Origin of the sequence: Devosia soli (assembly GCF_000970455.1) — a bacterium.
GTDB classification, from domain to species: Bacteria; Pseudomonadota; Alphaproteobacteria; order Rhizobiales; family Devosiaceae; genus Devosia; species Devosia soli.
Window position 1 is genome coordinate 131,437 of record NZ_LAJG01000024.1, and the last position, 23,877, is coordinate 155,313.

Consider the following 23,877-nt stretch of genomic DNA (forward strand, 5'->3'; position numbering starts at 1 on the left):
GATTTCCCTCCAAAACTCGATGCGTACCTCACCCTAGATGGGGGAGGCTAGGGGGGTGGGCAACGCCTACGAAAGGGTTAGGCGACACTCGCTCTTGCAGCCATCTCCACCGACTGCGGCAAAACGAACCGCGTCCCCGCCCGCGGCGCCACGCCGACCCGCAGCGGCACATCGAACACTTGCTCCAGCACCGCATCGGTCAGCACCTTTTCCGGTCGCCCGCTCGCCACGACCCGCCCATCGCGCAACGCCAGAATCGCATCGGCATACAGCGCGGTCAGGTTGAGATCGTGCAGTACGGCGATGACGCCGCCGCCCAAGCGGGCGAAGCGCTTGGCGACGTCCATGATCATCAGCTGGTGTTTTATGTCGAGGCTCGAGACCGGCTCGTCGAGGAAGAGATACCTCGGCACGCCATCGATCACCGGCTCCCAGACCTGGCAGAGGACGCGCGCCAATTGCACGCGCTGCTGCTCGCCGCCCGAGAGTTCGCCATAAAAGCGCCCGCCAAAGCCGCCGAGATCGACGCGGTTGAGCGCTTCTTCGGGCAGGTGGTGCAGCGCGCGGCGATCGACACCTGGCCGCCCGGCGGTCAGCCCCATGGCGACAACTTCGCGCACAGTGAAGGGAAAAGGCAGGTTGGACGATTGCGGCAGGACGGCGCGGAGGCTCGCGATTTCTAGCGGGCTCATGCCGGCAATATCGCGGCCATCGATCGAGATGACGCCGGAATAGGCATGGTCTCGGCAAAGGGCTTTGAGCAGCGTCGACTTGCCCGAGCCATTCGGCCCGATGATTGCCGTCAGTTTTCCGGAAGACGCGCTCAGCGACACGTCGTGGAGGATTTGCCGCGTGCCGAGCTTTACCGAGACGCTATCGATGTCGATCATGGTGTTACCAGGCAAAGGCGCTGCGGCGATGCAGCAGGATCCAGAGGAAGAACGGCCCACCGAAGGCTGCCGTGACGATGCCGATCGGCAGTTCCGCCGGCGCAACCACGGTGCGGCTCAGGGCATCGCAAAAGAGCAAGAAGGTCGCGCCGAGGAGGGCGCTGGCGGGCAGCAGATAGCGATGATCCGGCCCGATCGCGAGCCGCAGAAGATGCGGCACGACGATGCCGACGAAACCAATGCCGCCGCTGACGGCGACGGAGGCGCCGGTCGCTGCAGCCACAGCGACAATGGTGATGCGCTTGAACCGCTGCACGGGCACGCCAAGATGGGACGCCGTCGCTTCGCCAAGCGTCATGGCATTGAGGCCCTTGGCGAGGAAACCGGCGAAGACCAGCGCTGCAAAAATGATCGGCCCGGCGGCAAGAACCTTGATCCAGGTGGCGCCGGCCAGCGACCCCATGCCCCAGAAAGTCAGGTCGCGGAGCTGGTTTTCGCTGGCGATATAGGTGAGCACACCGGAAAAAGCGCCGGCCAGCGCACCGATGGCGATGCCTGCAAGGAGCATGGTGGCGATCGCGGTCTGTCCGCCGCGCGTTGCGACGCGATAGAGGACGAAAGTGGTGACGAGCCCACCGCCAAAAGCTGCGGCCGGCAATGACCAGATGCCGAGCGCGGTCGTGAAGGGGGCCATTGCCGTGCCGCCGAGCACGATGATGACAACCGCCCCCAGTGCCGCGCCGCTCGACACGCCCACCAAGCCCGGATCGGCCAGCGGGTTGCGGAAAAGGCCCTGCATCAACAGGCCTGACACCGCCAAGCCCGCGCCGATGAGCACGCCGAGCACCATGCGCGGCAGGCGGATATTGACGATGACGGCATAGTCGCGCAGCGCATCGGCTCCCTCGGACCCCGAGATCAGGGCACCGAGAAAATTGCCCAGCGAGGCGCCCGAGGCGCCCGTGGTCATGGACAGGACCATGGCCGCAAGGAGCGCAAAGACCAGGGCGATGACGGTGATGCGGCCGATATGGCTGCGATCGCCGTCGGGCCGGGTCCGCGCGCCGCTTGCGGCAAGTGGCATGGTGCTGTCCATGGCAAGACCCCTTAGTGCGCGGCGGGACCATAAAGATGGTCGGCAAGCTCGGTGGCTGCAGCCGCGGTGCGCGGACCGAAGCCGAGGAGATAGGCGCCATCCATGCGATAGATCGCCTTGTTCTGCCCCGCTGGGGTCAGGGCGATCGCCGGATGTTCGAGGAGTTCCGTTTCCGTCGCGCCATGGTCGCCACCGCGATCCATGAGGAGGATCGCGTCAGGCGCTGCGGCGGTGATGGCCTCCTCGGAGAGCGGGCGATAACCTTCATATTCGGTGATGGCGTTTTCAGCGCCGGCCAGCGCGATGATGCCATTGGCCGCCGTGCCGGTGCCCGAAGCCTGGATCTGGCCGCCCTGATTGGAGAGGATGAACAGCACCTTCTTTGGTGTTTCCACCGCATCGGTGCGGGTCTTCAGCGCCGCAAATTCGCCCTCAAGCTTGGCCGCGAGCGCCTCGGCTTTGTCTTCAAGCCCCAGCGCATCGCCAACGGCCCGCACCTTTGTAAGAACGCCCTCAGCCGAATAGCCTTCCGGCACGGTCTGGTAGTCGACGCCGGCATGGGAGAGCACTTCGAGCGCCTCCGGCGGGCCGCTGCCTTCGATAACGAGCAAACCAGTCGGATTGACCGAAAGCACGCCTTCAGGCGCAAGAGCGCGCATATAGCCAACATCAGGCAGGCCCAAGGCCGCCTCGGGATAAAGCGCGGTCTGGTCGCGGGCGACCAGCGTGCCCTCGGCACCGAGCTCATAAATGATTTCGGTCAGCGAACCGCCGATCGACACCAGGCGGCTCGCATCGGCAAACTTGTGCAGTTCCGCGGCCGAAAGCGGCGCCACGGAAAGCGAAGCTGCAATTAGCACCGCAGCAAAAGAGGTAAAAATGCGCATGGTTGACAAATCTCAGGCAGCGTTGGGGGTGGAGAACAGCGGCAATTGCTCGACGACGGCGCGCCATTCGTCGCGCTCCCCATGGCCTTCGTGGCGCTTGCCAAAGAACTGGATGATCAGTTCGCGGTTCGCGTCATAGAGCTCGACCGAGGTGACATGGCCATCCTTGGTGGGCTTGCGCACCGCCCAGGCCGCAACGACATGGTCAAGCCGCAGGTGGAGGTGGAAGGTTTCGTCCATCACGTTGAGCCATGGCCCCATGGGCGAGACCTTATGGATCGGCCCCGAGTGGATCTGGATGCAGCCTTCATTGCCGGCAAAGACCATGATCGGCAGGTCTGTGCCCGCCACCTTGCGGAACATGCCTTCGACGGCAGCATGATCGAGCTGCCACGCCAGATCCTCACCCACGGTTTCGAGCGCATCAAGCCGGGGATAGTTGAGCTTTTTCAAGAGCCCGAAGAACTGGTGCGTGTCCGTCATCGCTTCCCAGCCCGCGCGAAGCTCGGAGAGCGGCGCGGGCGCGGGCGCGGGCGCGGCTTCCGGCGCGGATTTCACATAGGGCGTGACCTCGAGCGTATCGACCTGTTCGTCGTGGCGCAGTTCGCCGACGAGCTTGGTCCAGGCCGCAATATCGGTTGCGGGGCGCGCATGCACCTTGTGGACCGCATTGCCCGCACGATCGAAAAACTGCAGCGAGCGCTTGGTCGTGCCGTCTTCCATGGCTTTTTCCAAGGCATAGCCATGTACCCAGCGGCTCGGGAAAATGCGGAGGTCGATCTGCTCACCCAAGACGATCGAGGCATGGGCATTGACCGACACGCCTTCATAGACGCCGATCTTTTCGTGCACCGCGCTTTCATTGCGTGTAAGCGCCATGACTTCGCCAACGCCTGTCAGGCCATGAAGCAGCGTTGACATCTCGACCTTGAGGCGCGTTGCCGTATGGCCGACTTCAGCGGCCACCAACTGCCCTTCGCTGATCGAATGAATGCGCGCAAAATCGCGCTCGCGCATCTGTGGATTAAGTGCCCGCAGGCGGCGGATGTCTTCGGCGGTTTTGGATGTCGGTTCGGTCACAGCGCGGGCCTATTTGGTGAGAATGAGCTTGTCCTGCCGGGTGACGCGCAGCCGATAGATCATGCCCTTGTGCTCGATCTGCAGCTCGGATGCCCCATCCAGAATCTCGGCGCTCGAGACGATTTTGATGGGGGAAACAGCGGAATCGGAGCCACCTGGCGGCATGATTTATCCAACAACTTCATCGCCTTAGAGCATTCAGCACGAATGCTCCGGCAAGAGAATTAAACTTGACTCACATAGCCATATTAAATTATCGACGCAATAGGTGATTGAAAGAGTCATGAATTCTTTCAACCGGTCAGCCCGCCTCCCGCCAGCCAGCCGATCACAAAAAGACTTTTAAAAAACTGGAGACAGACATGGGGCTGGTCAGGTCACGCACGGCCGCGCTTTTGGGCGGCGTCGCGCTGGCGCTCGTCGCGCAGCAGGCGGCGCAGGCGCAGAACGTCAACGCAACGAATATCACTCTTCTCGAACGCCTGGTCATCGGTGCGGGGGCGCCGAAAGTTGCCATCAACACACCTCAGGCGGTGACGGTGCTCAATCAGGCCGATATCGACAAGGAACAGGCCGACACGACCGGTGCGCTCTTTGCCACCGTTCCCGGCGTTACCGTCGTCGGCAGCCAGCGCCAGTTCGGCGAGGCCTTCAATATCCGCGGCATCGGCACGACCGAAAACTCGTCGGACGGCTCGCGCGTCATCATCAACATCGATGGCGCACCGAAATTCAACGAGCAGTACCGCATGGGCTCGTTCTTTTCCGATCCGGAACTTTACAAGCAGGTCGAAGTGCTGCGCGGCCCGGCCTCGTCCACCCTTTATGGCGCAGGCGCCATTGGTGGCGTCATCAACTTCACCACCAAGGATGCGTCGGACTTTCTGCAGGACGGCAATTCCGGCGCCCTGCGCGTCAAAACCTCGCTCGACACCAATGGCTTGGGCACATTGACCTCGGCGGTGCTGGCCCAGCAGGTTACCGACACATTCGAAATTCTCGCCGCCGGCAATTGGCGCCGCCGCAACAATGTCGAGCTCGCCAAGGGTGGCGAACTCGCCGGCTCTGGCTTTGACACATTGTCCGGGCTCATCAAGGGCACGGCCCATTTCGGCGACAATAACGAGCAGGAACTCAGCCTCTCCTACCAGCGCTGGACCAGCGATGCGAAGGATCAGGCCTATGCCCAGACGGGCACCTCCTCGCTTTTCGGCGTCACCGATCGCGCGGTGCTCGACCAGACCGCGGTGCTGCATTGGGAAAACCCGGCGACCGACAATCCCTGGGTCGATCTCAAAGTCAATCTCAGCTATTCGGACACCCAGAACGACCAGACCAATCACCGCTACGCCCTCGGGGCGCCGCGGACCGTGATCGGGCCGGTCAATCCGGCCTTCCCTCAGAATGTGACGGCCGACAGCATCCTTCTCGATACGCGCTATGGCTACAAGACCTGGCAGCTCACTGCCGACAACACGATCGAATGGATCGGCGACGGGTTCGAAAACTATCTGACTACCGGTTTTGCCGCCTCGACGCAGGATCGTTCCGTGGTTCGCCCGGGCACTGCAGCGCCGCTCCCAGCGCATCCGCAGGGTACCGAGAACAAGCTCGGCATCTTTGCCCAGAACGAATTCATCTGGGCCGAGAAGCTGACCCTCATCGCCGGGGCTCGTGGAGACTTCCACTGGGTCAATTCAACGACTGGCGCCGCCAATATCGAAGGCAGCGCCTTCTCCCCGAAGCTCGCCGCCCATTATGAACTAACCGACAATATCGGTGTCTTCGGCTCCATCGCCCATACCGAGCGTCTGCCGACCATCGACGAGCTCTATTCCGTCGCTGCAGCCTCACCGGGCCGGTCTGCACCAAAATCAACGAGCCTTGGCCTTCTCAAGGAAGAAGCCAATACGATCGAAGCCGGCTTTTCGCTTTCGGGCAACGATCTACTGACGTCCGGCGACACCGCCGCGCTCAAGACCACGGCCTTTTATAGCGACCTGACCAATCTCATCGCGTCCAACACCGCCCGTCCATTCGGCGGCGCCACGGTTCCCTACTATGGCAATATCGGCAAGGCGCGCATTTATGGCGTCGAGGTCGAAGCCTCCTATGACGCGGAACTGCTCTATGCGAGCCTCGCCTATGGCATCACGGTGGGTGATAATCTCGTCAACAACACGCCGCTGACCACCGTGCCGCAAAACAATCTGGCGCTGACCCTGGGCATCCGCAATGTCGAACATGATCTCGACATGGGCGCCCGCCTGACCATTGCCGATCAGGGCCGCTACATCGTCGCCGCCGGTCCGTTCGGCGCCGATGGCCCGGCCGATGCCTATGCGACGGTCGACCTCTTCGCCTCGTGGAAACCCCAGACCGGCCCTCTCGCCGGCACCGAGTTGCAGCTTGGCATCGACAACCTCTTTAACGCCGATTACCGCCCGAACCTCTCGATTGATCGCTCTACCGGCCGCACTTTCAAGATTTCGGTCGCCAAGCAGTTCGACTGGTAAGCTTTTGAAAATCAGAGACTTACGAACTTTTCGGCGGCCTTCGGGCCGCCGTTTGCGCATCTGCTGCAAAGCCTCTTTACATATAATAGTACTTTATAATAGCGTCCCTCCATCGCCCGAAGCGAAAACGCCGGGCGGTCTTTTGGGAGGATCAATCGTGAGCATCATCACCAAGCTTGCCATCGCGGCAAGCCTCGCTACCGCCTTGTCTACCGCTGCCTTCGCGCAGGACCTGTCCGGCAAGGTCGTCGGCTTTTCGCAGATCGGCTCGGAATCGGGCTGGCGCGCTGCCGAAACCTCGGTCACCAAGCAGCAGGCCGAAGAACGCGGCGTCGATCTGAAGTTTGCCGACGCCCAGCAGAAGCAGGAAAACCAGATCAAGGCCATCCGTGGCTTCATCGCCCAGGGCGTTGACGCCATCCTCGTGGCGCCCGTCGTCGCCACCGGTTGGGACGATGTGCTCAAGGAAGCCAAGGACGCCGAAATCCCCGTCGTGCTGCTCGACCGCGGCGTCGATGCACCGGAAGATCTCTACTTGACCTCGGTTGCTTCCGACCAGGTCGAAGAAGGTCGCGTTGCCGGTAACTGGCTCGTTGGCGATGTCGGCACCGAGCCGTGCAATATCGTCGAACTTCAGGGCACCGTCGGCTCCACCCCGGCGATCAATCGCAAGAAGGGTTTTGAGGAAGCCATCGCCGGCCACGACAACCTCAAGATCACGCAGAGCCAGACCGGCGACTTCACCCGCTCCAAGGGAAAGGAAGTCATGGAAGCCTTCATCAAGGCGACCAATAACGGCGCCGATATCTGCGCTGTCTATGCCCACAATGACGACATGGCCGTCGGCGCCATCCAGGCGATCAAGGATGCTGGTCTCAAGCCCGGCACCGACATCAAGGTCGTCTCGATCGACGGCGTGCCCGATATCTTCACCGCCATCGCCGCCGGCGAAGCCAATGCCACGGTCGAACTGACCCCGAACATGGCCGGCCCCGCCTTCGACGCCCTCGCCAAGTTCTGGGCTGACGGCACGGAACCGGAAAAGTTCATCATCACCGAATCCAAGCTCTACACCTCGGCTGATGACCCACAGGGCGAATACGACCGCCGCAAGGGCCTGGGCTACTAAGGCCGTCCCGTTCCAACCACTGGCTGTCATCCCGGCGAAGGCCGGGACCCATCCTGAGATCTCAAGATGGGCCCCGGCTTAAAGCCGGGGTGACATCGTGGATGGGCGTCTACAATAATTCTCGGGGAGGGCAAGCGGCATGACCGACGGACAATACGCGCTCGAAGCGCGCGGGATCGTCAAGATTTTCGGCAATCACGTGGCGCTCGATAAGGTCGATTTCGGCCTCCGCCCCGGCGAAGTCCACGCGCTCCTTGGTGAAAACGGCGCCGGCAAATCGACGCTGATCAAGATTCTCACCGGCGCCTATCAGCCGACGCTGGGTGATGTGATCGTCGATGGTTCGCCCGTCACCCTCAACAATCCGCAGCACGCCCAGACCCATGGCATTGGCACGGTCTATCAGGAGGTCAATCTCCTCCCCAATCGCTCAGTCGCCGAAAACCTCTATCTCGGCCATCAGCCGACCTGGTTCGGCTTCGTCGATCGCCGCAAGATGGAGCGCGATGCACGCACCGTGCTCGCGCGCTATGGCCTCAACATCGACCCATCGAGCGAACTGGGCGCCCATTCCGTCGCCGTCCAGCAGATCGTCGCCATCGCTCGCGCCGTCGAACTCTCGGGCAAGGTTTTAATCCTCGACGAGCCTACTGCTTCGCTCGATCGCAACGAGGTCGAACGCCTTTTCGACATCATTCGCGATCTCAAGGCCCAGGGCCTTGCCGTCGTCTTCATCACCCACTTCCTCGACCAAGTTTTTGCCATTGCCGATCGCGTGACGATCCTCCGCAATGGCAAGCTGATCGACACCAAATCCCTCGACAATCTCACGCGCACCGACGTCGTCCGTCTGATGCTGGGCAAGGACATCGCCTTTTCCGGCGCCACCCAGCTCGAGGAAAATCGACCACTCGGCGAGGTGCTGCTCGACTTCAAGGGCTATGGCAAGAAGCGCAGCGTCATGCCCTTCAACCTCACCATCCACAAGGGTGAGGTTGTCGGCGTCGCCGGTCTTCTCGGCTCGGGTCGAACCGAAATGGCGCGCATCATGTTCGGCGCCGATTCCGCTGACGAAGGCACTGTCTCCGTCGCCGGCAAGCCCACCTCCATATCTAAGCCCACCGATGCCATCGCCCACGGCTTCGGCTTCTGCCCGGAAGACAGAAAAGCCGAAGGCATCTTTGGCGATCTTTCGGTGCGCGAAAACATCGTCATCGCCCTTCAAGGCAAGCTCGGCTGGTTCAGCGCCCTGACGCGCGACGAGCAAATGGAAATCGCCGGCCGCTATGGCGAATCCATGGATATCCGCGCCGCCTCGCTCGACATGCCCATAAAACTTTTGTCGGGCGGCAATCAGCAGAAGGCGATCCTCTCGCGCTGGCTCGCCACCGATCCAACCTTCCTCATTCTGGATGAGCCGACGCGCGGCATCGATGTCGGCGCCCATGCCGAAATCGTCCGCACCATCAATCGCCTGCGCGATGAGGGCCTGGCGCTTGTCGTCATCTCTTCCGAGCTCGACGAGGTCGTTGCCTATTCCTCGCGCATCGTCGTCATGCGCGATCGCGAACTCGTCGCCGAGCTCAATGGCGAAAACATCAATCCCGGGGTCATCGTGCAGGCCATCGCCAATCATAAAGACGGGGTGCAGACATGATCCGTCGCTCGCTCCTCAAACTCGCCAATCCCCAGCTCCTCGCGCTGATCGGCGTCTTGCTGATCAATTGGCTCCTCTTCCCCAATTTCTTCCGCGTCACCTGGCAAGATGGCCGCTTTTTCGGCTCCTTGATTGACGTTCTCAATCGCGGCGCCCCGGTCGCCATTCTCGCCGTCGGCATGGTTGGGGTCATCGCCACCAAGGGCGTTGATCTCTCGGTCGGCGCCGTCATGGCCGTGGCCGGTGCAGTCGCCGCCACCATGGTCGTCGCCGGCTATCCCGCGCCCATCGCGGTCGTCGCCGCCCTCGTCGTCGGCCTCCTTTGCGGTCTCTGGAATGGCATTCTTGTCGCCATTCTCGATATCCAGCCGATCATCGCGACGCTCGTCCTCATGGTCGCCGGCCGCGGCATCGCTCAGCTCATCACCGAAGGCTTTATCGTCACCTTCACCGATCCGGTGCTCATCTATATCGGCACCGGCTCCTTCCTCGGCTTCCCCATGGCCGCGGTGATCGCGCTTGTCCTCATGATCATCGTGACGCTCATCGTCAGGCGCACCGCCATCGGCCTCTTCATCGAGGCCGTCGGGGTCAATCGCGCCGCTGCCAGCCTTGCCGGCATCAGAAGCCGCATGCTGCTGCTGCTCGTCTATTCCCTCTCCGGCCTTTGCGCCGCCATTGCCGGCATCATCGTCGCCGGTGACATCCGCGGCGCCGATGCCAACAATGCCGGGCTCTGGCTCGAACTCGACGCCATTCTCGCCGTCGTCATCGGCGGCACCTCGCTTCTCGGCGGTCGCTTTTCGGTGCCGCTCGCCTTTGTCGGCGCGCTCATCATCCAGGCGATGAACACCGGCATTCTGGTCTCGGGCTTCCCGCCCGAATTCAATCTCATCGTCAAGGCGGGGCTGATCTTCATCGTCCTCGTCATCCAGTCCCCGCTCGCGAGCCGCCTCGCGCCACCCCGCATCAAACCCGTCGCCAAGGCAGCCGCGAAATGAACCGCTCGCTTCGACCCCTCGTCGCCACGGCGCTGATCTTTGCCATCGCCTATGCCCTGGCCGTCATGCAGTTTCCCTCGATGTTTTCGACCCGCGTGCTCGGAAACTTCCTCACCGACAATGCCTTCCTTGGCATCGCCGCGGTCGGCATGACTTTTGTCATTCTCTCGGGCGGTATCGATCTTTCGGTTGGCGCCGTCATTGGCTTCACCGGCGTGCTCGTTGCCGTGCTGATCTCCTGGGCCGGCGTTCACCCGCTCCTCGCCTTTGCCATAGCGATCGTGGTTGCCGGCGCTTTTGGCGCGATCATGGGCCTCGCCATCCATTACCTGCAGGTGCCCGCCTTCATCGTCACCCTCGCCGGCATGTTCCTCGCCCGTGGCGGCGCCTCGGTGATCACGCGCGATTCCGTACCGATCAACCACGAATTCTATGCGTGGATTTCCGACCTCACCATTCGCCTGCCCGGTGGCGGCCGCCTCAGCATTATCGGCCTCACCATGGTCGCGATCTTCATCATTGGCGCCCTCGTCGCCCATCGCACCAAGTTCGGCTCATATGTCTATGCGCTCGGCGGCAATCCGGTCTCGGCCTCGCTGATGGGCGTGCCGGTGGCCCGTACGACCGTCGCGATCTATGCGCTGTCTTCCGTCCTTGCCGCCCTCTCCGGCATTGTCTTCTCGCTCTATACCTCCGCTGGCTATCCGCTCGCGGCGGTGGGGGTCGAGCTCGACGCCATCAGCGCCGTCGTCATCGGCGGCACGCTGCTCACCGGCGGCTATGGCTTTGTTCTCGGCACCTTTATCGGCGTCATGCTGCTCGGCCTTGTGCAGACCTACATCATTTTCGACGGCACGCTGTCGAGCTGGTGGACCAAGATCGTCATCGGCATTCTCTTGTTCCTCTTCATCGTGCTACAGCGCCTGATCTTCGTCGCCTCTGCCCCCGGAGAGAAAACCTCGAAGGCCTAGTGTAAAGACGCCATCATGATAGAAGCTGGCAGCCTTATCCGGTCCCTTTCCGGCCGGCACGCTGCGCGCAATTTCCATACGTTCGTGATCAACGAAATCGGCCGGGCCATCATCAGTGGTGAGTTCCCGGTCGGCTCCGTTTTGGCCAGCGACGCCGTCATGATGGAAACCTATGGCGTCTCCCGCACGGTCCTCCGGGAAGCGCTGAAGACGCTCGAAGCCAAGGGGCTCGTGGAAGCCCGCCCCAAGGTCGGGACCCGCGTCTCCCCCAAAAGCCGCTGGAATTTCTTCGATTCGCAGGTCCTCGCCTGGCATTTCCACGCCCCGGCCGACCCGGTCTTTTACAGCAATCTCTTCGCCGTCCGCGCCGCGCTCGAACTCCCCGCCGTCGAAGGCGCCGCCCGCCACCGCACCGCCGAAGACGTCCGCATCATGAAATACTGGCTGCACCAGGCCGCCACCGCCGGCGACAGCGTGGAACAATTCGGCCTCGCGTGCCTCGAAATCCACGCCCAGATCGCCGAGGCCTCGCAGAACACGCTGCTGCGCGGCGTCGTCGGCGTCGTCGAACTGCTTCTGGCGCTGGCGCTGACCCGGCAGCCCGAAACGCTGCAGGCCTATTGCGCGCAAAGCATCGAGAATCTCGAAGCGGTTATTCAGGCGATTGAAGCGGGCAAGGTGGACATAGCTCGCGAGCGTTTAGCCGAAGGCATTGAGCTTGATCACAGACGGATCATTGCAGGCTCATAGCCGCCCCACCCCTCCCTCCCCATCAAGGGGAGGGTGTCAGATCGAGGTTTTGGCGGGTCTCGCGCCTACCACTCAAACGCCGGCCCAGTGACCCGCGCGCCGAGGAAAAACACATCAAACATCAGCCGCAGCGGCGCTGCATCGACATCGCTTTCGTGGGCATCGAGCAGGTCCGCGAACCGGTCATACATGGCTGAATATTCGAGATCGCCGTGCTCGAGCACGACGTCGCCATTGACGCGCAGCGTGCGCCCGCCGCGCTCGAGCTTGATCTCGTTGCCCTTGCCGGTCGTAAACCGGATGGTCCAGATCTCGCCGCTCTCTTCCAGCCAGTTGAACCCGCAGGAAAGATCCGGCTTATGCGCCTGGCTCGATTTGAAGACGATTTCCACATCGACCGGGGTCTGCCGGTTTTCCGGGAAAGTCAGCGTCGCCTTGTCGACAAAAACCGGGAAGGGCATGACCTTGGTGAAAATCGAAAAAGCGTTGATACCGGGATCGCAGACGCCGAACCCGCCCGGCTCCCAGACCCAATCCTGGCCCGGATGCCACTTGCGCACGCTTTCGCGCCAGTCGATGCGCGCCGAGGTGACCCCCTCTTCGGCAAGGATCACCTTGGCCCGGTCGACCGCCGCGTTAAACTGGCTGTGCCAGGTCTGATAGAGCACACTATCGAGGCGCTTGGCATGCGCGATCAGATCGTCGAGTTCGGAGATGGTCGTCGTCGGCGGCTTTTCCATCATCACGTCCTTGCCGGCGTCGAGCGCCTCGCGAACGTAGCTGTGGCGAATGCCGGGCGGGGTGCAGATGGAAACAAGGCTCACCTCGGGCATGGCCGCATAAAGCTCGCCCGGCGTCTTGAATACCGGCACGTTGCCATGGCCAATGCCGCGCGTCGAAACGGTCGCGGCCAGTTCGAAATCATCCGAAGCATCGATCACCGGCAGGTGCTGGTCCTGCGCGATCTTGCCGACACCGATCACCGCGATTTTGCGCTTGGCCATAAGCAGTCTCCAAAAGCCTTCGGCAGGCTATAGAGCAGAGCCTGCAAACGCCGCCAAGGCCCCGCCATGCAAAAGTATGATTTTAATCCCTACTGTTGCGCCGGAGGCTCCCAAAGCTCGATCTGGTTGCCTTCCGGATCATGGATACGGGCAAAGCGCCCGGTCTCGGGCGTGTCCCACTCGTCTGGCCGCGTCTCGACCGCAATATCGGCCGCCTTGAGTTGGGCGATCATCCCGTCGAGATCATCGACGCGAAAATTGATCATCCATTGCTTGTCGGCCGGGAAATAATCGGTGCTCTCTTTGAATGGCGCGAAGACCGTCATACCGGCCTCCTGGCCCCAAAAGCCCGGCACGCCGAGATGGGTCTCATACCAATCCGCCAGCGCCTTCGTATCCGCGCGCGGAAGAAGATCCCGCCAATGCCTAGCGCTTTTGCCATTCTCACCTCTCCCGACCTCTCGATGGTCGTCACCACCAGGCTCGTCCCGGTGGTCCATGCCGCTCCAAGATGGATTGCCCGGACAAGCCGGGCAATGACGGCGGCGATCAATCAGCGAATAAGAATCGCCCGGAAATCATTCACATTCGTGCCCGTCGGCCCGGTCACAAACAGGTCCCCGATCGCCTCAAACGCACCATAGGCGTCGTTATTCGCCAATGCCGCCAGCGGATCGACCCCCGCCGTCCGCATCCGCTGCGCCGAAGTCCCGTCGACAAAGGCCCCGGCATTGTCCTCGGACCCGTCGATCCCGTCGGTATCCCCCGCCATTGCCGTCACCCCCGCGACGCCATCGAGCGCAATAGCGAGCGACAGCAAAAACTCTCCATTCCGGCCTCCGCGCCCCTTGCCGCGCAGCGTCACCGTTGTTTCCCCGCCCGAAAGCAACACCACCGGCTTGGCAAAGGGCTGGTTGCGTTGCGCGATCTCCTTGGCGATCGCCGCATGCACCAGCGCCACATCCTTTGCTTCGCCTTCGATGGAATCGGACAAAATGGCCGCGGAAATCCCACGGCGTCGCGCATCATCGGCCGCCGCTGACAATGACAAAGCCGCCGAGGCGATGGTCACGACCGAATTTCCCACAAACCGTGGATCGTCCGAGCGCGGCGCAAGATTATCCTCGCCCGCCAGAACCTGTTTTACCGCCTCCGGCAGCTCCAGCCGATAAAGCGCCGCAAATTTTCGCGCCTCTGCCCTTGTGCCGGCGAGCGAGATCGTCGGTCCCGAGGCCACCAGCGCCGGATCGTCCCCCGGCACGTCCGACACGACGAGCGTTGCAACGCGTGCCGGTGCAGCCAGCGCCGCGAGCCGTCCGCCCTTGACGGTCGAAAACTGATTGCGAATGAGATTCATCACCCCGATCGGCGCGCCCGAGGCGAGAAGCGCCCGGTTGACTTCCCTCTCGTCCTCGAGCGTCAGACCCTCGGCCGGCGCCGGCAACAGTGCCGAACCGCCACCCGAAATCAGCGCCACGACGAGATCGTCCGCCGTCAATCCACCGACCAGTGCCTTGAGCCGCTTCGCTGCCTCGAAACCCGCCGCATCCGGCACGGGATGCGCGGCCTCGACGATCTCGATCCTTTCGCATGTCTCGGCATAACCGTAGCGCGTCACGACGAGCCCGGCATGGATGTCATGCGGCCAGGCTTTTTCGAAAGCCCGCGCCATCTGCGCCGACGCCTTGCCCGCGCCAATGACGATCGTCCGGCCCTTGGGCGCCTCGGGCAAATGCCGCTCGACCGCCAGGGCCGGCTGCGCCCGCTCCACCGCAAGCTCGAACAGCGATTGCAGAATTTTGCGATCCATTTGGCCCTCTCCCCGTTCTCCTCGGCGCCTTTGTGACGGGCGTGCCACGCATTGTCCAGCCTTGCCCTCGTGTCAAAACGCGGACACATAGAGGCGTTAGCGGCAGGCACCGGGAGTTTTCATGTCCGAACGATTCGCCATCTATTACGCCCCCTCTGCCACCAGTCCGCTCTGGGACCGTGCCTCGGCCTGGCTCGGGCGCGATCCGCTGACCGGGGAAAGCTTTGATGGCACCGTTGCCGGCATCGAGCGCAATCGCCTCCTCAATCTGACTCAGTCGGCAAGCCGTTACGCCTTTCATGCCACCATCAAGCCGCCCATGGCTCTGGCCCCGGGCATGACGCTCGACGATCTTCGCGCTGCCCTTGCCGGTTTTGCCGGACGACAGCAGCCGTTCGTCCTCGGTCAGTTGCAGGTCGCTTCGCTCGACGGCTTTCTGGCGCTAATCCCGGCTGAACCAAATGAAGCGCTTCAGGATTTTGCCGCTTACGTCGTTGAAGAGTTTGAGCCGTTCCGGGCTGAACTAACGCTCAAAGACCGCGCGGCCCGGCTCGCGCGCGGTTTGACGCCACGCCAGGAAGAATTGCTCGATTCTTATGGCTATCCCTACGTCTTCGACGAATTCCGCTTTCACATGACCCTGACCGACCGCCTCCCCGAAGAGGATCGCGCCGATATCCTGTCGGCGGCCCAGGCCTGGTTCGGCCCCGATCTGGTCGAACCGGTCAACTTCGACCGCCTCGTGCTCTTCCACGAGCCCGATAGCGGCGGACCGTTCAAGCGGCTCGAAGACTATAAGCTGGGGGCCTGACGTGTCCGAACTCGTTCTGTCCAATGCGCGGATCGTTCTTGCCGATGACGTCGTCAATGGCAGCGTGCTCGTCCGCGATGGCCTCATCGCCGATATCGACGCCACCAATCGCGGCAGCGGAGAAGATTTCGAAGGCGATTATCTGATCCCCGGCATTGTCGAACTTCACACCGATCACCTCGAAAACCACTACCGCCCCCGGCCCGGCGTCTTCTGGGATCCATTGGCCGCGCTCCACGCCCACGATGTGCAGATTGCCGGTTCTGGCATCACCACGGTTTTCGATGCCGTGCGCATCGGATCCGACCTCGACCTGCCCGACATGTTCGACCATGCCCAAAAGCTCGTCGACGCCATTCGCATCGGACCCGACCAGGGCTGGCTGCGCGCCGATCATTTCGTGCACCTGCGCTGCGAGCTGCCGACAAGCGATGTTCTCGATCACTTCGAGGCCTTTGCCGATCATCCGCAGACGCGCCTCGCATCGGTGATGGATCATACGCCCGGCCAGCGCCAGTTCCGTTCGCTCGAAGATTACAAGCGCTTTTATGCCAAGCATATGGGCCGCACCGAAAGCGAGATGCAGGCCTATCTCGATGCGCGGCAGGCCGAGCACGATCTTTATTCGGCTAAGAACCGCGCCGCCATCGTCGCGGGCGCGCACAAGCTCGGTCTCGCGCTCGCGAGCCACGATGACGTGACCCTCGCCCATATCGAGCAGGCTGCCGACGAGGGCATTGCCATCGCCGAATTTCCAACGACGCTCGAAGCTGCGGCAGCCGCGCACGATGCGGGCCTTGCCGTCTTGATGGGCGCCCCCAATGTCGTGCGCGGAAAATCCCATTCCGGCAATGTTTCGGCAAGCGATCTGGTCGCGGCGGGGCTGCTCGATATTCTCAGCTCCGATTACGTACCCTTTGCACTGCTCCAGGCCGTCTTCCTTCTGCCCCAGCGCATCGACGATATCGGCCTGCCCGATGCCGTGGCGACCGTCACCCGCAACCCCGCCAAAGCTGCAGGTCTTGTGGACCGTGGCGAGATCGCCATTGGCAAGCGGGCCGATCTGGTGCGAGTTTCCAATCATGCGCGCGTTCCAGGGGTGCGCGCGGTCTGGAAAGAGGGAGCCCGCATCAGTTGAGCGATCGTCCGCCGGGGCTTCTGGTTCTCGTCATCGGCCCCTCCGGGGTCGGCAAGGACACGCTGATCACCGGCGCCCGCCAGGCGCTCGATGCCGACAAGCGTTTTAGTTTCGTGCGGCGCCTCGTCACCCGGCCCACCGACATCGATCTTGAAGACCATCTTTCGATCGATCCGGACGAATTCGACGAGGCCGAAGCCAATGGCCGGCTTGCCCTCACCTGGGAGGCCCATGGCCTCAAATACGGATTGCCGATGAGCGTCGATACCGATCTGACGCTCGGCCGCATCGTCGTCGCCAATGTCTCGCGCCATGTCGTGCGCGACGCGATCGCCAAATATCCTACCTGCCGGGTCGTCATGATCACGGCCGAAATATCCTTGCGTGCCCAGCGCCTCGCCCAGCGTGGCCGGGAAAATCGCGACCAGATCGCGGCGCGCCTCGCCCGCGACGGGGCCGCCCTGCCCGCTGACGTGTCCCCTGTCGTCATCGACAATTCCAAATCCATCGGCATCGGGGTCACCGCATTCGTCATGACGCTGCGCGCCCTCGCGGAAGAGTGAACTCTTTCCCTTCGCCTGCGTTGGACAAGCGCAGTTTTCTAAAGCGTCAGGAGTTCCGATGAGCCGAAATGGACTTTACTCCCTGGTGGCCGTGCTCGCGCTCGCCGTCATCGGCTTTGCCATCTATACCTATCAGCAGCAGCAATCCCAACCGGGCCTCGAAGTGCGCATCGATCAGCAGGGAGTGTCGATCGATGGAAACGGCTAAGGACAATCGCCGCAGCGCCATTGTCGAGGCGCTCTCCCACGAATTGCAGCGCCAGGCCGATACCGGCGCGCAGCGCATCGACGTCGAAGCGCTTGCGGACGCGGTCGAGCGCGCGCTTCACCCCATGCCGGTCGAAGCCGAAGGCCGCCGTCCGGACGAGCTCAATTCGAGCAATGACGGCTGAAGAGCGCATATCAGTAGTCTGACCAGGGGGCCTGCGGGAAAACCGCTAGGCCCCTCGTAGTTTTGCGCGCTGCGTCAAAAACACGCCGCCAACCCCCTGTCGCCGACAATCGCTTCTGTCCTCTCACCGGTCAGGAGCCAGACCTTGGCGAGCTATGTTCGCGTTACCCCTGAACAGATCCCGCTCGGGCAAACGGCCCTCTTGCTGTTTGTCCATCAGGACCAGTTGTGTGCCGGTGTCGTGCAGCATCGATGCGACGGGCGCATCGAGCGGCGCATTCCCGAAAACCCTTCTCCGCACGATCTCGTCCTCGGCATCTGCAAGCTCATGGCAGACATGCCCGATGATGCCGACCTGCTCGTGGTCCTCGATCCTCTGGCCTACTGGCCCGAAGCCTTTCCCAAGCTGCGAAACCGCTGGTAATTAAATAAATCAATCTTCAAATATATCCAAATTTAATTAGTAATATTCCGATAACCGACAAATCGATCCAAAACCCAAATACGTACAAGCACGAATATTATAAACTCAATGAAATCGCGAAACTTCTTCTCATGACAACGCAACAGGTCGTTGTTCCAGAAGGAGATAAGAATGACCAAAAAATCTAAGTTGGCCTGCGCATTTTTCATTGCCGCTGCTTTGATGTCCAGCAGTGCAATTGCGGACGATTTGCTTGGCGGCTTGCTTGGGGACAGCTCCTCGGGCGATTCGAGCTCCAGCGTGCTTGGCGTCATCGGCGGGTCCGATTCCGGCGCTCTCGTCACCCTGGGCAGTGGCAGCGCCGGGGATAGCGGCCTCGTCAATGTCGGGCTCGGCGGTGGCGGCGGCAACCTCGTCGATGCCAATGTCGGCGGCGGCTCCAATCCAATCGTCGATTCCAATGTCAGCCTCGGCGGCAGCAATGGCCTGCTCGATGTGAACGCCAATGTCGGCGGCATCGTCGATGCCAATGTCAATGTCGGGGGGTCCGGCGGCCTGCTTGGCGTCGATGTCAATATCGGCGGCGGTGGCGGCAACAACGGCAACAACGGGAACAACGGCAACAACGGCAATAATGGAAACAACGGGAACAACGGCGGAAACAATAACGGCAATAACGGAAACAACGGTGGCAATGGCGGCAACGGCAACAACGGCAACAATGGCAGCAACGGCTTCAACCGCTCGGGCGGCTCGGGCTCCATCGGTACCTTTGTGACCACCGCCGCCTGCGCCGGCACCAATCCTAACCAGCTGGTCAACCTCTTCGAATCGACCCGCATCCGCAACTGGAACCGCGCCACCAATATCCAGCTCGTTCCCGTCCCCGTCTGCGCTGAAGTGCGCAAGCAGATCAGCAACTGGCTCGCGACCAATGGCGATTATCACCGTCTCGTCGGTGCCGTCTCCGGCGATGCGCTGATCAATGCAGCCCTCAGCCGCACCAAGTACCGGCCGGGCAATGTGCTCGGCGTGCAGTCCACTGGTTCGACCCTGACCGTCTACGTCTTCTGATCTCGCCCCGGATCAGATGTCGAGGAACCGGCTGCTCCCAGGCAGCCGGTTTTTTTTCGTGCCGTCCGAAGGAGACGATTTTCCAATAAAAATCCCCGCTCGCGCGGGGATGAATTGGGCCAGGCTGGAGTGTAGCGAGCGTCCAGAACAGGCGGACACAGGCTCTAAAGCGCTAAAGCTGCGGTCCGCTCTGGACGGCGTCACGCACCGCCTGGTGCGCCAGCTCGATCGTCGGGAAGTGTTGGCCATCGACGACGAAGGCAGGCAGCTTGACGGCGAGAAAGCGGAAACCGCCATCTGCCGGCACCACCACGCCCTGCGGCTCGCCTGACACTTCGATCACTGTCGGCCGATGCGTCTCGGCCCTCTTGAAACTGTTTTCCTGCATCTGCGGATGCTCCACTTGCGCGGCAAAATGGAAAACACTGGCGACGGACAAATCCGCGCCGGTGAGGCCAATTCGCTGCGGGTCTTATCGAAACTGTGAGACGGGGATGTGACGGAGGTCACATTCGTTTCGAGTGACAGGACCCTTGCCAGCGTTTGGCATCGTTTCGGCGGGTTACTACGGTCGAACACACGGCATGGATGGTAATGGTCGTCGATGTCGTCATCGTCATTCCTCCCGCAGGTGTTGAACGCATTACTGACTGCCCTTTGCGGCGCAGTGAGGGCAAGATAGGCGAGCGCAGACGCTTTTGCCAGTAGGGCCCTGTGCGCAAAGGGCAAAAAAAGCGAAAAACCGTGCTCGACTTTCGTCTAGCCGCGAAACCGCTTGAGGCGGGAGCCGAACTGGCCAACGCTAGCGCTTGCCTAGCCGTAGCGTTCGGTGCGGATGATTTCGGCAGGCAAACCTGCCTCGACAGCGCGGTCGGCGGCGACGTTGACGAAGGCATTGCTGCCGCAGATGAACACATGCTTCGGCGCCGCGCCGAATGTTCTGATCGTTTCGGAGATGATCGGTCCATCGATACGGCGGCCATAGTCGCTGGCACGACTTGGCGTGTCGCGCGTCAGGGCGAGGCGCAGGGTGAAATTTGGCCACTCGCGCTCGATGGCCAGAAGTTCATCGAGGAAAGGCGCTTCGGCCGCGGTGCGGGCGGAGAATAAGAGAACCACGCGGGCTTCGGATTTTTCCCGAAAGCCTTGGCGGACCATGGCCAGCAGCGGCACAACACCCGAGCCACCGCCGACAAGGAGAAGCGGGCCGCCATTGGCCGGGCTCCAGACGAAATGCCCGCCAAGAGGCCCGCGCAGCTCGATATCGTCGCCGGCTTGCGCCACATCGTGAAAGAACGGGGAAACCTCGCCATCGTCCAGCCGGTCGATGGCAAGCTCGATCTCGGGCCCAGTATCGGGCGCCGAAGCGATCGAGTAGCTGCGCTGAGCCGTATAACCGTCGGGCGCCGTGAGGCGCACGTCGACATGCTGGCCGGCGCGATGGGTGAAAGGCTCGGGCGGCAGGAAGAAGAAGCTCGAAAGCGTCTTGGTACGCGGGACGATGCGCGTGATCCGGGCTTCCTGCCAGCGAATCTCGCGGTTGATGGTGTCAATCATCGGTATAGCGCTGCTCTTTCCACGGGTCGCCATAGATGTGATAGCCGCGCAATTCCCAGAAGCCAGCTTCGTCCCGCTCGGTGAATTGGAGGCCGTTGATCCATTTGGCCGACTTCCAGAAATAAAGATGCGGCACGAGGAGGCGGGCGGGGCCGCCATGGTCGCGCTCGAGCGGCTTGCCGCCATATTTGAGCGCAATCATCGCCTTGCCGGTGAGGAGATCGTCGGCCGGCACATTGGTCGAATAGCCATCATAGGAATGCGCAAGGAGAAATTTCGTCGGCGGCTCGATGAAGGCATCGGCCAGTAGATCGTCGATGAGGACGCCTTCCCAGGTGGTGTCGAGCAGCGACCAGGTGGTGACGCAGTGGATGTCCCTCACCATCTTGGTCATGGGCAGCGCATTGAACTCGGCCCAGGTCCAGGTTTTGACCGGGCGCGGTCCCACCTTGAGGGTGAACTTCCAGCTTTCGGTGGCAATATGGGGCGTCGGGCCGGCGGTGAGCACGGGAAAGTAATCGACGAGGTGCTGTCCGGGCGGGACGCGATCTCTTTGCTCGGGTTCGCGGGGGCGTCCGGTAAAACCGCGTGTTGCCATGATCGTTTCCTCGGGCGTGAAGCTGGAGGCAGTAGAAACCAGCGCGGCGTTTCAAGCAATCCGCGCTGGATGCACGAACTCTCTACTTCTTTTTCATGGCAGCGCTGAGCAGCGCCCCGAAGGCGCCCTGGTCGTTCGATTGAGGGCGCTCATTGCCCCGCTGTTGTGGCCTGCCGGCAGGACGCTGGGGTTCGCGCTGTTGAGGGCGCGTTTCGCGGGCCGAGGCGCCGCCATCGCGGCGCATGGTGAGGCCGATGCGTTTGCGGGGGACGTCGACTTCGACGACGGTGACTTTCACCACATCGCCGGCCTTGACCACTTCATGTGGGTCTTTGACGAATTTGTCGGCGAGCTGGGAGACGTGGACCAAGCCGTCCTGATGCACACCGATATCGACGAAAGCGCCGAAGGCGGCAACGTTGGTGACCGTGCCTTCAAGCTGCATGCCGGGTTTCAAGTCCTTGATGTCATCAATGCCGTCCGCAAAGGTCGCCGTCTTGAAGGCGGGGCGGGGATCGCGGCCGGGCTTTTCGAGTTCGCCGATAATGTCTCGCACCGTCGGAAGGCCAAAACGCTCGTCGACGAAGACGCGCGGGTCGAGCGCCCGCAGCGCCGTCGGGTCGCTCATCAAGGCGCGGACATCGCGGCCGCAGGCGGCAACGATCTTGCGGGCGACCCCATAAGCTTCGGGGTGAACCGAGGATGCATCGAGCGGCTCGGCGCCATCGGGAATGCGGAGGAAACCCGCGGCCTGTTCAAAAGTGCGCTGGCCGAGGCGGGCGACCGACAGCAGTTCTTTTCGCGTCTTGAAAGGGCCATTGGCGTCGCGATGGGCGACGATGGCTTCGGCGATGGAAGCGCCAAGGCCGGAGACGCGCGCAAGGAGTGGCGCCGAGGCAGTGTTGAGATCGACGCCGACGGCGTTCACCGCATCTTCGACGACGCTGTCGAGGGATTTCGCGAGCCGGTACTGATCGACGTCATGCTGGTATTGACCGACGCCGATGCTTTTCGGCTCGATCTTGACCAGTTCTGCCAGCGGGTCCTGCAGCCGCCGGGCGATTGAAACGGCACCGCGAAGCGACACGTCGAGCCCGGGAAATTCGGCGGCGGCAGCGGCGGAGGCGGAATAGACCGAAGCGCCGGCTTCCGAGACGATGACCTTGAGCGGCTTTGGCGCCGGCATATTGGCCAACATGTCGGCGACGAGCTTTTCGGTTTCGCGCGAGCCGGTGCCATTGCCGATGGCGATCAGTTCGACATTGTGGGCGCGGATCAGTGCCGCAAGCTCGGTCTGGGTGCCGCGGACATCATTGCGCGGCGGGAAGGGATAGACCGTCGAGGTGGTCAGCACCTTACCGGTGCCATCGACCACGGCGACCTTGACCCCGGTGCGGATGCCGGGATCGAGACCCATGGTGGCGCGGGAGCCGGCAGGAGCCGCAAGCAGCAGGTCTTTCAAATTCCGGGCAAAGACGCTGATGGCTTCTTCGTCGGCGCGTTCGCGCAGATCGCGCATCAGGTCGAGCGAGAGATGGACATAAAGCTTGGTACGCCAGGCCCAGCCAGCGACTTCGAGGAGCCACTTGTCGCCCGGAAGACTGCCGCCGACCTGATATGCCGAGGCGACCATGCGGACGGCGGGCTTTACAATTGAAGTGTCGTCGGCGTCGACTTCGATATCGACCGAGAGAACTTCCTCGTTGCGCCCGCGCAGCATGGCCAGTGCCCGGTGGCTGGGGGCCGTGGCCCAGCGCTCGGTATGGTCGAAATAGTCGGAGAATTTGGCCCCGGCTTCTTCCTTGCCCTTGATGACCTTTGCACGGAGCGTGGCGCGGTCCTTCATATAGGTGCGGAGGCGCCCCACCAGATCGGCGTTTTCGGCCATTTGTTCGACGATGATGTCGCGTGCGCCGTCGAGCGCGGCTTTTACGTCGGGAACATCGTCGGTGAGATATTTCGCTGCGAGGTCGGCAGGAACAAGCTTGCGGTCAGTGAGGATCGCGTCCGCCAAGGGGCCCAGACCCCGCTCGCGGGCGATTTCCGCCTTGGTGCGGCGCTTGGGCTTGAAAGGCAGATAGATGTCTTCGAGCTCGGCCTTGGTCGGCGCGGCGGCAATGGCGGCGGCGAGGTCGGGCGTCAACTTGCCCTGTTCGGTGATGGATTTGAGGATCGCATCACGGCGGCCGTCGAGTTCGCGGAGATAGGCAAGGCGCTCTTCGAGCGTGCGCAGCTGGGTATCGTCGAGCCCGCCGGTCACTTCCTTGCGGTAGCGCGCGATGAACGGAACGGTCGCGCCGCCATCGAGCAATTCGATCGCCGCCTTGGCCTGATCGGGCTTGGCGCCGATTTCCTGGGCGATACGGGTGGCAAGGTTTTGGTTGGGAAGCGCCATGGGTCAGCCAAGTTGAGTCGAATTGGTGCGACCATAATGGGGAATTTGGCCAAAACCCAAACGGAGGTCAGGCGGGGTGTGGAAAGCGTGGGTAACCCATCGCGAGAAACCTCCCCCTTAAAGGGGGAGGACGCG

Annotated in this window: 25 protein-coding genes and 1 pseudogene; 13 read left to right on the top strand and 13 right to left on the bottom strand. The window is 62.2% G+C overall.

Annotated features, from left to right (window positions below):
- Positions 1 to 77 precede the first annotated feature (77 nt).
- From VW35_RS14170 to VW35_RS21025, 5 genes are read right to left on the bottom strand one after another with little or no spacing between them, the layout of a single operon-like run.
- A complete protein-coding gene (locus VW35_RS14170; RefSeq protein WP_046143715.1) occupies positions 78 to 890 on the bottom strand; it encodes a heme ABC transporter ATP-binding protein in 813 nt (270 codons plus the stop codon).
- 4 nt (positions 891 to 894) lie between these two features.
- Positions 895 to 1,986 carry a FecCD family ABC transporter permease gene (locus VW35_RS14175; protein ID WP_046143716.1) on the bottom strand — a complete coding sequence of 364 codons (1,092 nt, stop codon included), beginning with the start codon at positions 1,984 to 1,986 and terminating at the stop codon, positions 895 to 897.
- An 11-nt stretch (positions 1,987 to 1,997) separates the two neighbouring features.
- Positions 1,998 to 2,873 (bottom strand): heme/hemin ABC transporter substrate-binding protein, encoded by an 876-nt coding sequence (locus tag VW35_RS14180; protein WP_046143717.1) that lies wholly within the window; start codon positions 2,871 to 2,873, stop codon positions 1,998 to 2,000.
- A 12-nt stretch (positions 2,874 to 2,885) separates the two neighbouring features.
- Positions 2,886 to 3,953, bottom strand: a complete 1,068-nt coding sequence (locus tag VW35_RS14185; RefSeq protein WP_046143718.1) for a hemin-degrading factor — start codon at positions 3,951 to 3,953, stop codon at positions 2,886 to 2,888.
- A gap of 9 nt (positions 3,954 to 3,962) precedes the next feature.
- Complete coding sequence (locus tag VW35_RS21025; protein WP_083982803.1) at positions 3,963 to 4,118, bottom strand: hemin uptake protein HemP; 156 nt, start codon at positions 4,116 to 4,118, stop codon at positions 3,963 to 3,965.
- Positions 4,119 to 4,315: 197 nt separating this feature from the next.
- On the opposite strand from VW35_RS21025, the gene VW35_RS14190 reads away from it, so the two are divergent.
- The 6 genes from VW35_RS14190 to VW35_RS14215 all read left to right on the top strand — a co-directional run bounded on the left by VW35_RS14190 (position 4,316) and on the right by VW35_RS14215 (position 11,977).
- Positions 4,316 to 6,469, top strand: a complete 2,154-nt coding sequence (locus VW35_RS14190) for a TonB-dependent receptor domain-containing protein (RefSeq protein WP_046143719.1) — start codon at positions 4,316 to 4,318, stop codon at positions 6,467 to 6,469.
- A gap of 157 nt (positions 6,470 to 6,626) precedes the next feature.
- On the top strand, positions 6,627 to 7,598 hold the full coding sequence (gene ytfQ, locus VW35_RS14195; RefSeq protein ID WP_046143720.1) for a galactofuranose ABC transporter, galactofuranose-binding protein YtfQ: 972 nt from the start codon (positions 6,627 to 6,629) through the stop codon (positions 7,596 to 7,598).
- A 139-nt stretch (positions 7,599 to 7,737) separates the two neighbouring features.
- Positions 7,738 to 9,255, top strand: coding sequence for a sugar ABC transporter ATP-binding protein (locus VW35_RS14200; protein WP_046143721.1), 1,518 nt, complete (start codon positions 7,738 to 7,740; stop codon positions 9,253 to 9,255).
- Positions 9,252 to 10,256 carry an ABC transporter permease gene (locus VW35_RS14205; RefSeq protein WP_046143722.1) on the top strand — a complete coding sequence of 335 codons (1,005 nt, stop codon included), beginning with the start codon at positions 9,252 to 9,254 and terminating at the stop codon, positions 10,254 to 10,256. The genes VW35_RS14200 and VW35_RS14205 overlap by 4 nt, the downstream gene beginning before the upstream one ends.
- Entirely contained in the window at positions 10,253 to 11,227 is a 975-nt protein-coding gene (yjfF, locus tag VW35_RS14210) for a galactofuranose ABC transporter, permease protein YjfF (RefSeq protein ID WP_046143723.1), read from the top strand. Before VW35_RS14205 ends, yjfF begins: the two co-directional genes overlap by 4 nt.
- A 15-nt stretch (positions 11,228 to 11,242) precedes the next feature.
- Complete coding sequence (locus VW35_RS14215) at positions 11,243 to 11,977, top strand: FadR/GntR family transcriptional regulator (RefSeq protein WP_046143724.1); 735 nt, start codon at positions 11,243 to 11,245, stop codon at positions 11,975 to 11,977.
- A gap of 65 nt (positions 11,978 to 12,042) precedes the next feature.
- On the opposite strand, the gene VW35_RS14220 is transcribed toward VW35_RS14215, so the two are convergent.
- The 3 genes and pseudogenes from VW35_RS14220 to VW35_RS14230 all read right to left on the bottom strand — a co-directional run bounded on the left by VW35_RS14220 (position 12,043) and on the right by VW35_RS14230 (position 14,791).
- The gene (locus tag VW35_RS14220; protein WP_046143725.1) at positions 12,043 to 12,981 is read right to left on the bottom strand and encodes a Gfo/Idh/MocA family protein; all 939 of its coding nucleotides are present in this window, start codon (positions 12,979 to 12,981) and stop codon (positions 12,043 to 12,045) included.
- Positions 12,982 to 13,070: 89 nt separating this feature from the next.
- Positions 13,071 to 13,423: pseudogene (locus VW35_RS14225) on the bottom strand (VOC family protein).
- Positions 13,424 to 13,534: 111 nt separating this feature from the next.
- A complete protein-coding gene (locus VW35_RS14230) occupies positions 13,535 to 14,791 on the bottom strand; it encodes a glycerate kinase type-2 family protein (protein ID WP_046143726.1) in 1,257 nt (418 codons plus the stop codon).
- A 121-nt stretch (positions 14,792 to 14,912) separates the two neighbouring features.
- Between VW35_RS14230 and VW35_RS14235 the strand changes: the two genes are divergently transcribed.
- The 6 genes from VW35_RS14235 to VW35_RS14260 all read left to right on the top strand — a co-directional run bounded on the left by VW35_RS14235 (position 14,913) and on the right by VW35_RS14260 (position 18,118).
- Positions 14,913 to 15,602: a DUF1045 domain-containing protein gene (locus VW35_RS14235; protein ID WP_046143727.1), complete on the top strand. Its 690-nt coding sequence runs from the start codon at positions 14,913 to 14,915 to the stop codon at positions 15,600 to 15,602.
- A gap of 1 nt (position 15,603) precedes the next feature.
- Positions 15,604 to 16,740 carry an alpha-D-ribose 1-methylphosphonate 5-triphosphate diphosphatase gene (locus VW35_RS14240; RefSeq protein WP_046143728.1) on the top strand — a complete coding sequence of 379 codons (1,137 nt, stop codon included), beginning with the start codon at positions 15,604 to 15,606 and terminating at the stop codon, positions 16,738 to 16,740.
- Complete coding sequence (gene phnN, locus VW35_RS14245; RefSeq protein ID WP_046143729.1) at positions 16,737 to 17,303, top strand: phosphonate metabolism protein/1,5-bisphosphokinase (PRPP-forming) PhnN; 567 nt, start codon at positions 16,737 to 16,739, stop codon at positions 17,301 to 17,303. Before VW35_RS14240 ends, phnN begins: the two co-directional genes overlap by 4 nt.
- 58 nt (positions 17,304 to 17,361) lie before the next feature.
- A complete protein-coding gene (locus VW35_RS21785; protein ID WP_046143730.1) occupies positions 17,362 to 17,511 on the top strand; it encodes a hypothetical protein in 150 nt (49 codons plus the stop codon).
- Positions 17,498 to 17,695, top strand: a complete 198-nt coding sequence (locus VW35_RS14255; RefSeq protein ID WP_046143731.1) for a hypothetical protein — start codon at positions 17,498 to 17,500, stop codon at positions 17,693 to 17,695. Before VW35_RS21785 ends, VW35_RS14255 begins: the two co-directional genes overlap by 14 nt.
- Before the next feature lie 144 nt (positions 17,696 to 17,839).
- Positions 17,840 to 18,118 (top strand): hypothetical protein, encoded by a 279-nt coding sequence (locus tag VW35_RS14260; RefSeq protein WP_046143732.1) that lies wholly within the window; start codon positions 17,840 to 17,842, stop codon positions 18,116 to 18,118.
- Positions 18,119 to 18,150: 32 nt separating this feature from the next.
- Here the strand turns inward: VW35_RS14260 and VW35_RS21340 are convergent, their stop codons facing one another.
- A complete protein-coding gene (locus tag VW35_RS21340; RefSeq protein ID WP_152662598.1) occupies positions 18,151 to 18,432 on the bottom strand; it encodes a hypothetical protein in 282 nt (93 codons plus the stop codon).
- Here VW35_RS21340 and VW35_RS21585 point away from each other — a divergent pair.
- Positions 18,419 to 19,192 carry a hypothetical protein gene (locus VW35_RS21585; protein WP_161796914.1) on the top strand — a complete coding sequence of 258 codons (774 nt, stop codon included), beginning with the start codon at positions 18,419 to 18,421 and terminating at the stop codon, positions 19,190 to 19,192. The two genes, VW35_RS21340 and VW35_RS21585, sit on opposite strands and share 14 nt — an antisense overlap.
- Before the next feature lie 172 nt (positions 19,193 to 19,364).
- On the opposite strand, the gene VW35_RS14270 is transcribed toward VW35_RS21585, so the two are convergent.
- From VW35_RS14270 to VW35_RS14285, 4 genes are all read right to left on the bottom strand, one after another.
- On the bottom strand, positions 19,365 to 19,580 hold the full coding sequence (locus tag VW35_RS14270) for a hypothetical protein (RefSeq protein WP_152662599.1): 216 nt from the start codon (positions 19,578 to 19,580) through the stop codon (positions 19,365 to 19,367).
- 425 nt (positions 19,581 to 20,005) lie between these two features.
- Entirely contained in the window at positions 20,006 to 20,749 is a 744-nt protein-coding gene (locus tag VW35_RS14275; RefSeq protein WP_046143735.1) for an FAD-binding oxidoreductase, read from the bottom strand.
- Positions 20,742 to 21,347, bottom strand: coding sequence for a sulfite oxidase-like oxidoreductase (locus tag VW35_RS14280; protein WP_046143736.1), 606 nt, complete (start codon positions 21,345 to 21,347; stop codon positions 20,742 to 20,744). The genes VW35_RS14275 and VW35_RS14280 overlap by 8 nt, the downstream gene beginning before the upstream one ends.
- Positions 21,348 to 21,429: 82 nt before the next feature.
- Positions 21,430 to 23,742 (bottom strand): Tex family protein, encoded by a 2,313-nt coding sequence (locus tag VW35_RS14285; RefSeq protein WP_046143737.1) that lies wholly within the window; start codon positions 23,740 to 23,742, stop codon positions 21,430 to 21,432.
- Positions 23,743 to 23,877 lie beyond the last annotated feature (135 nt).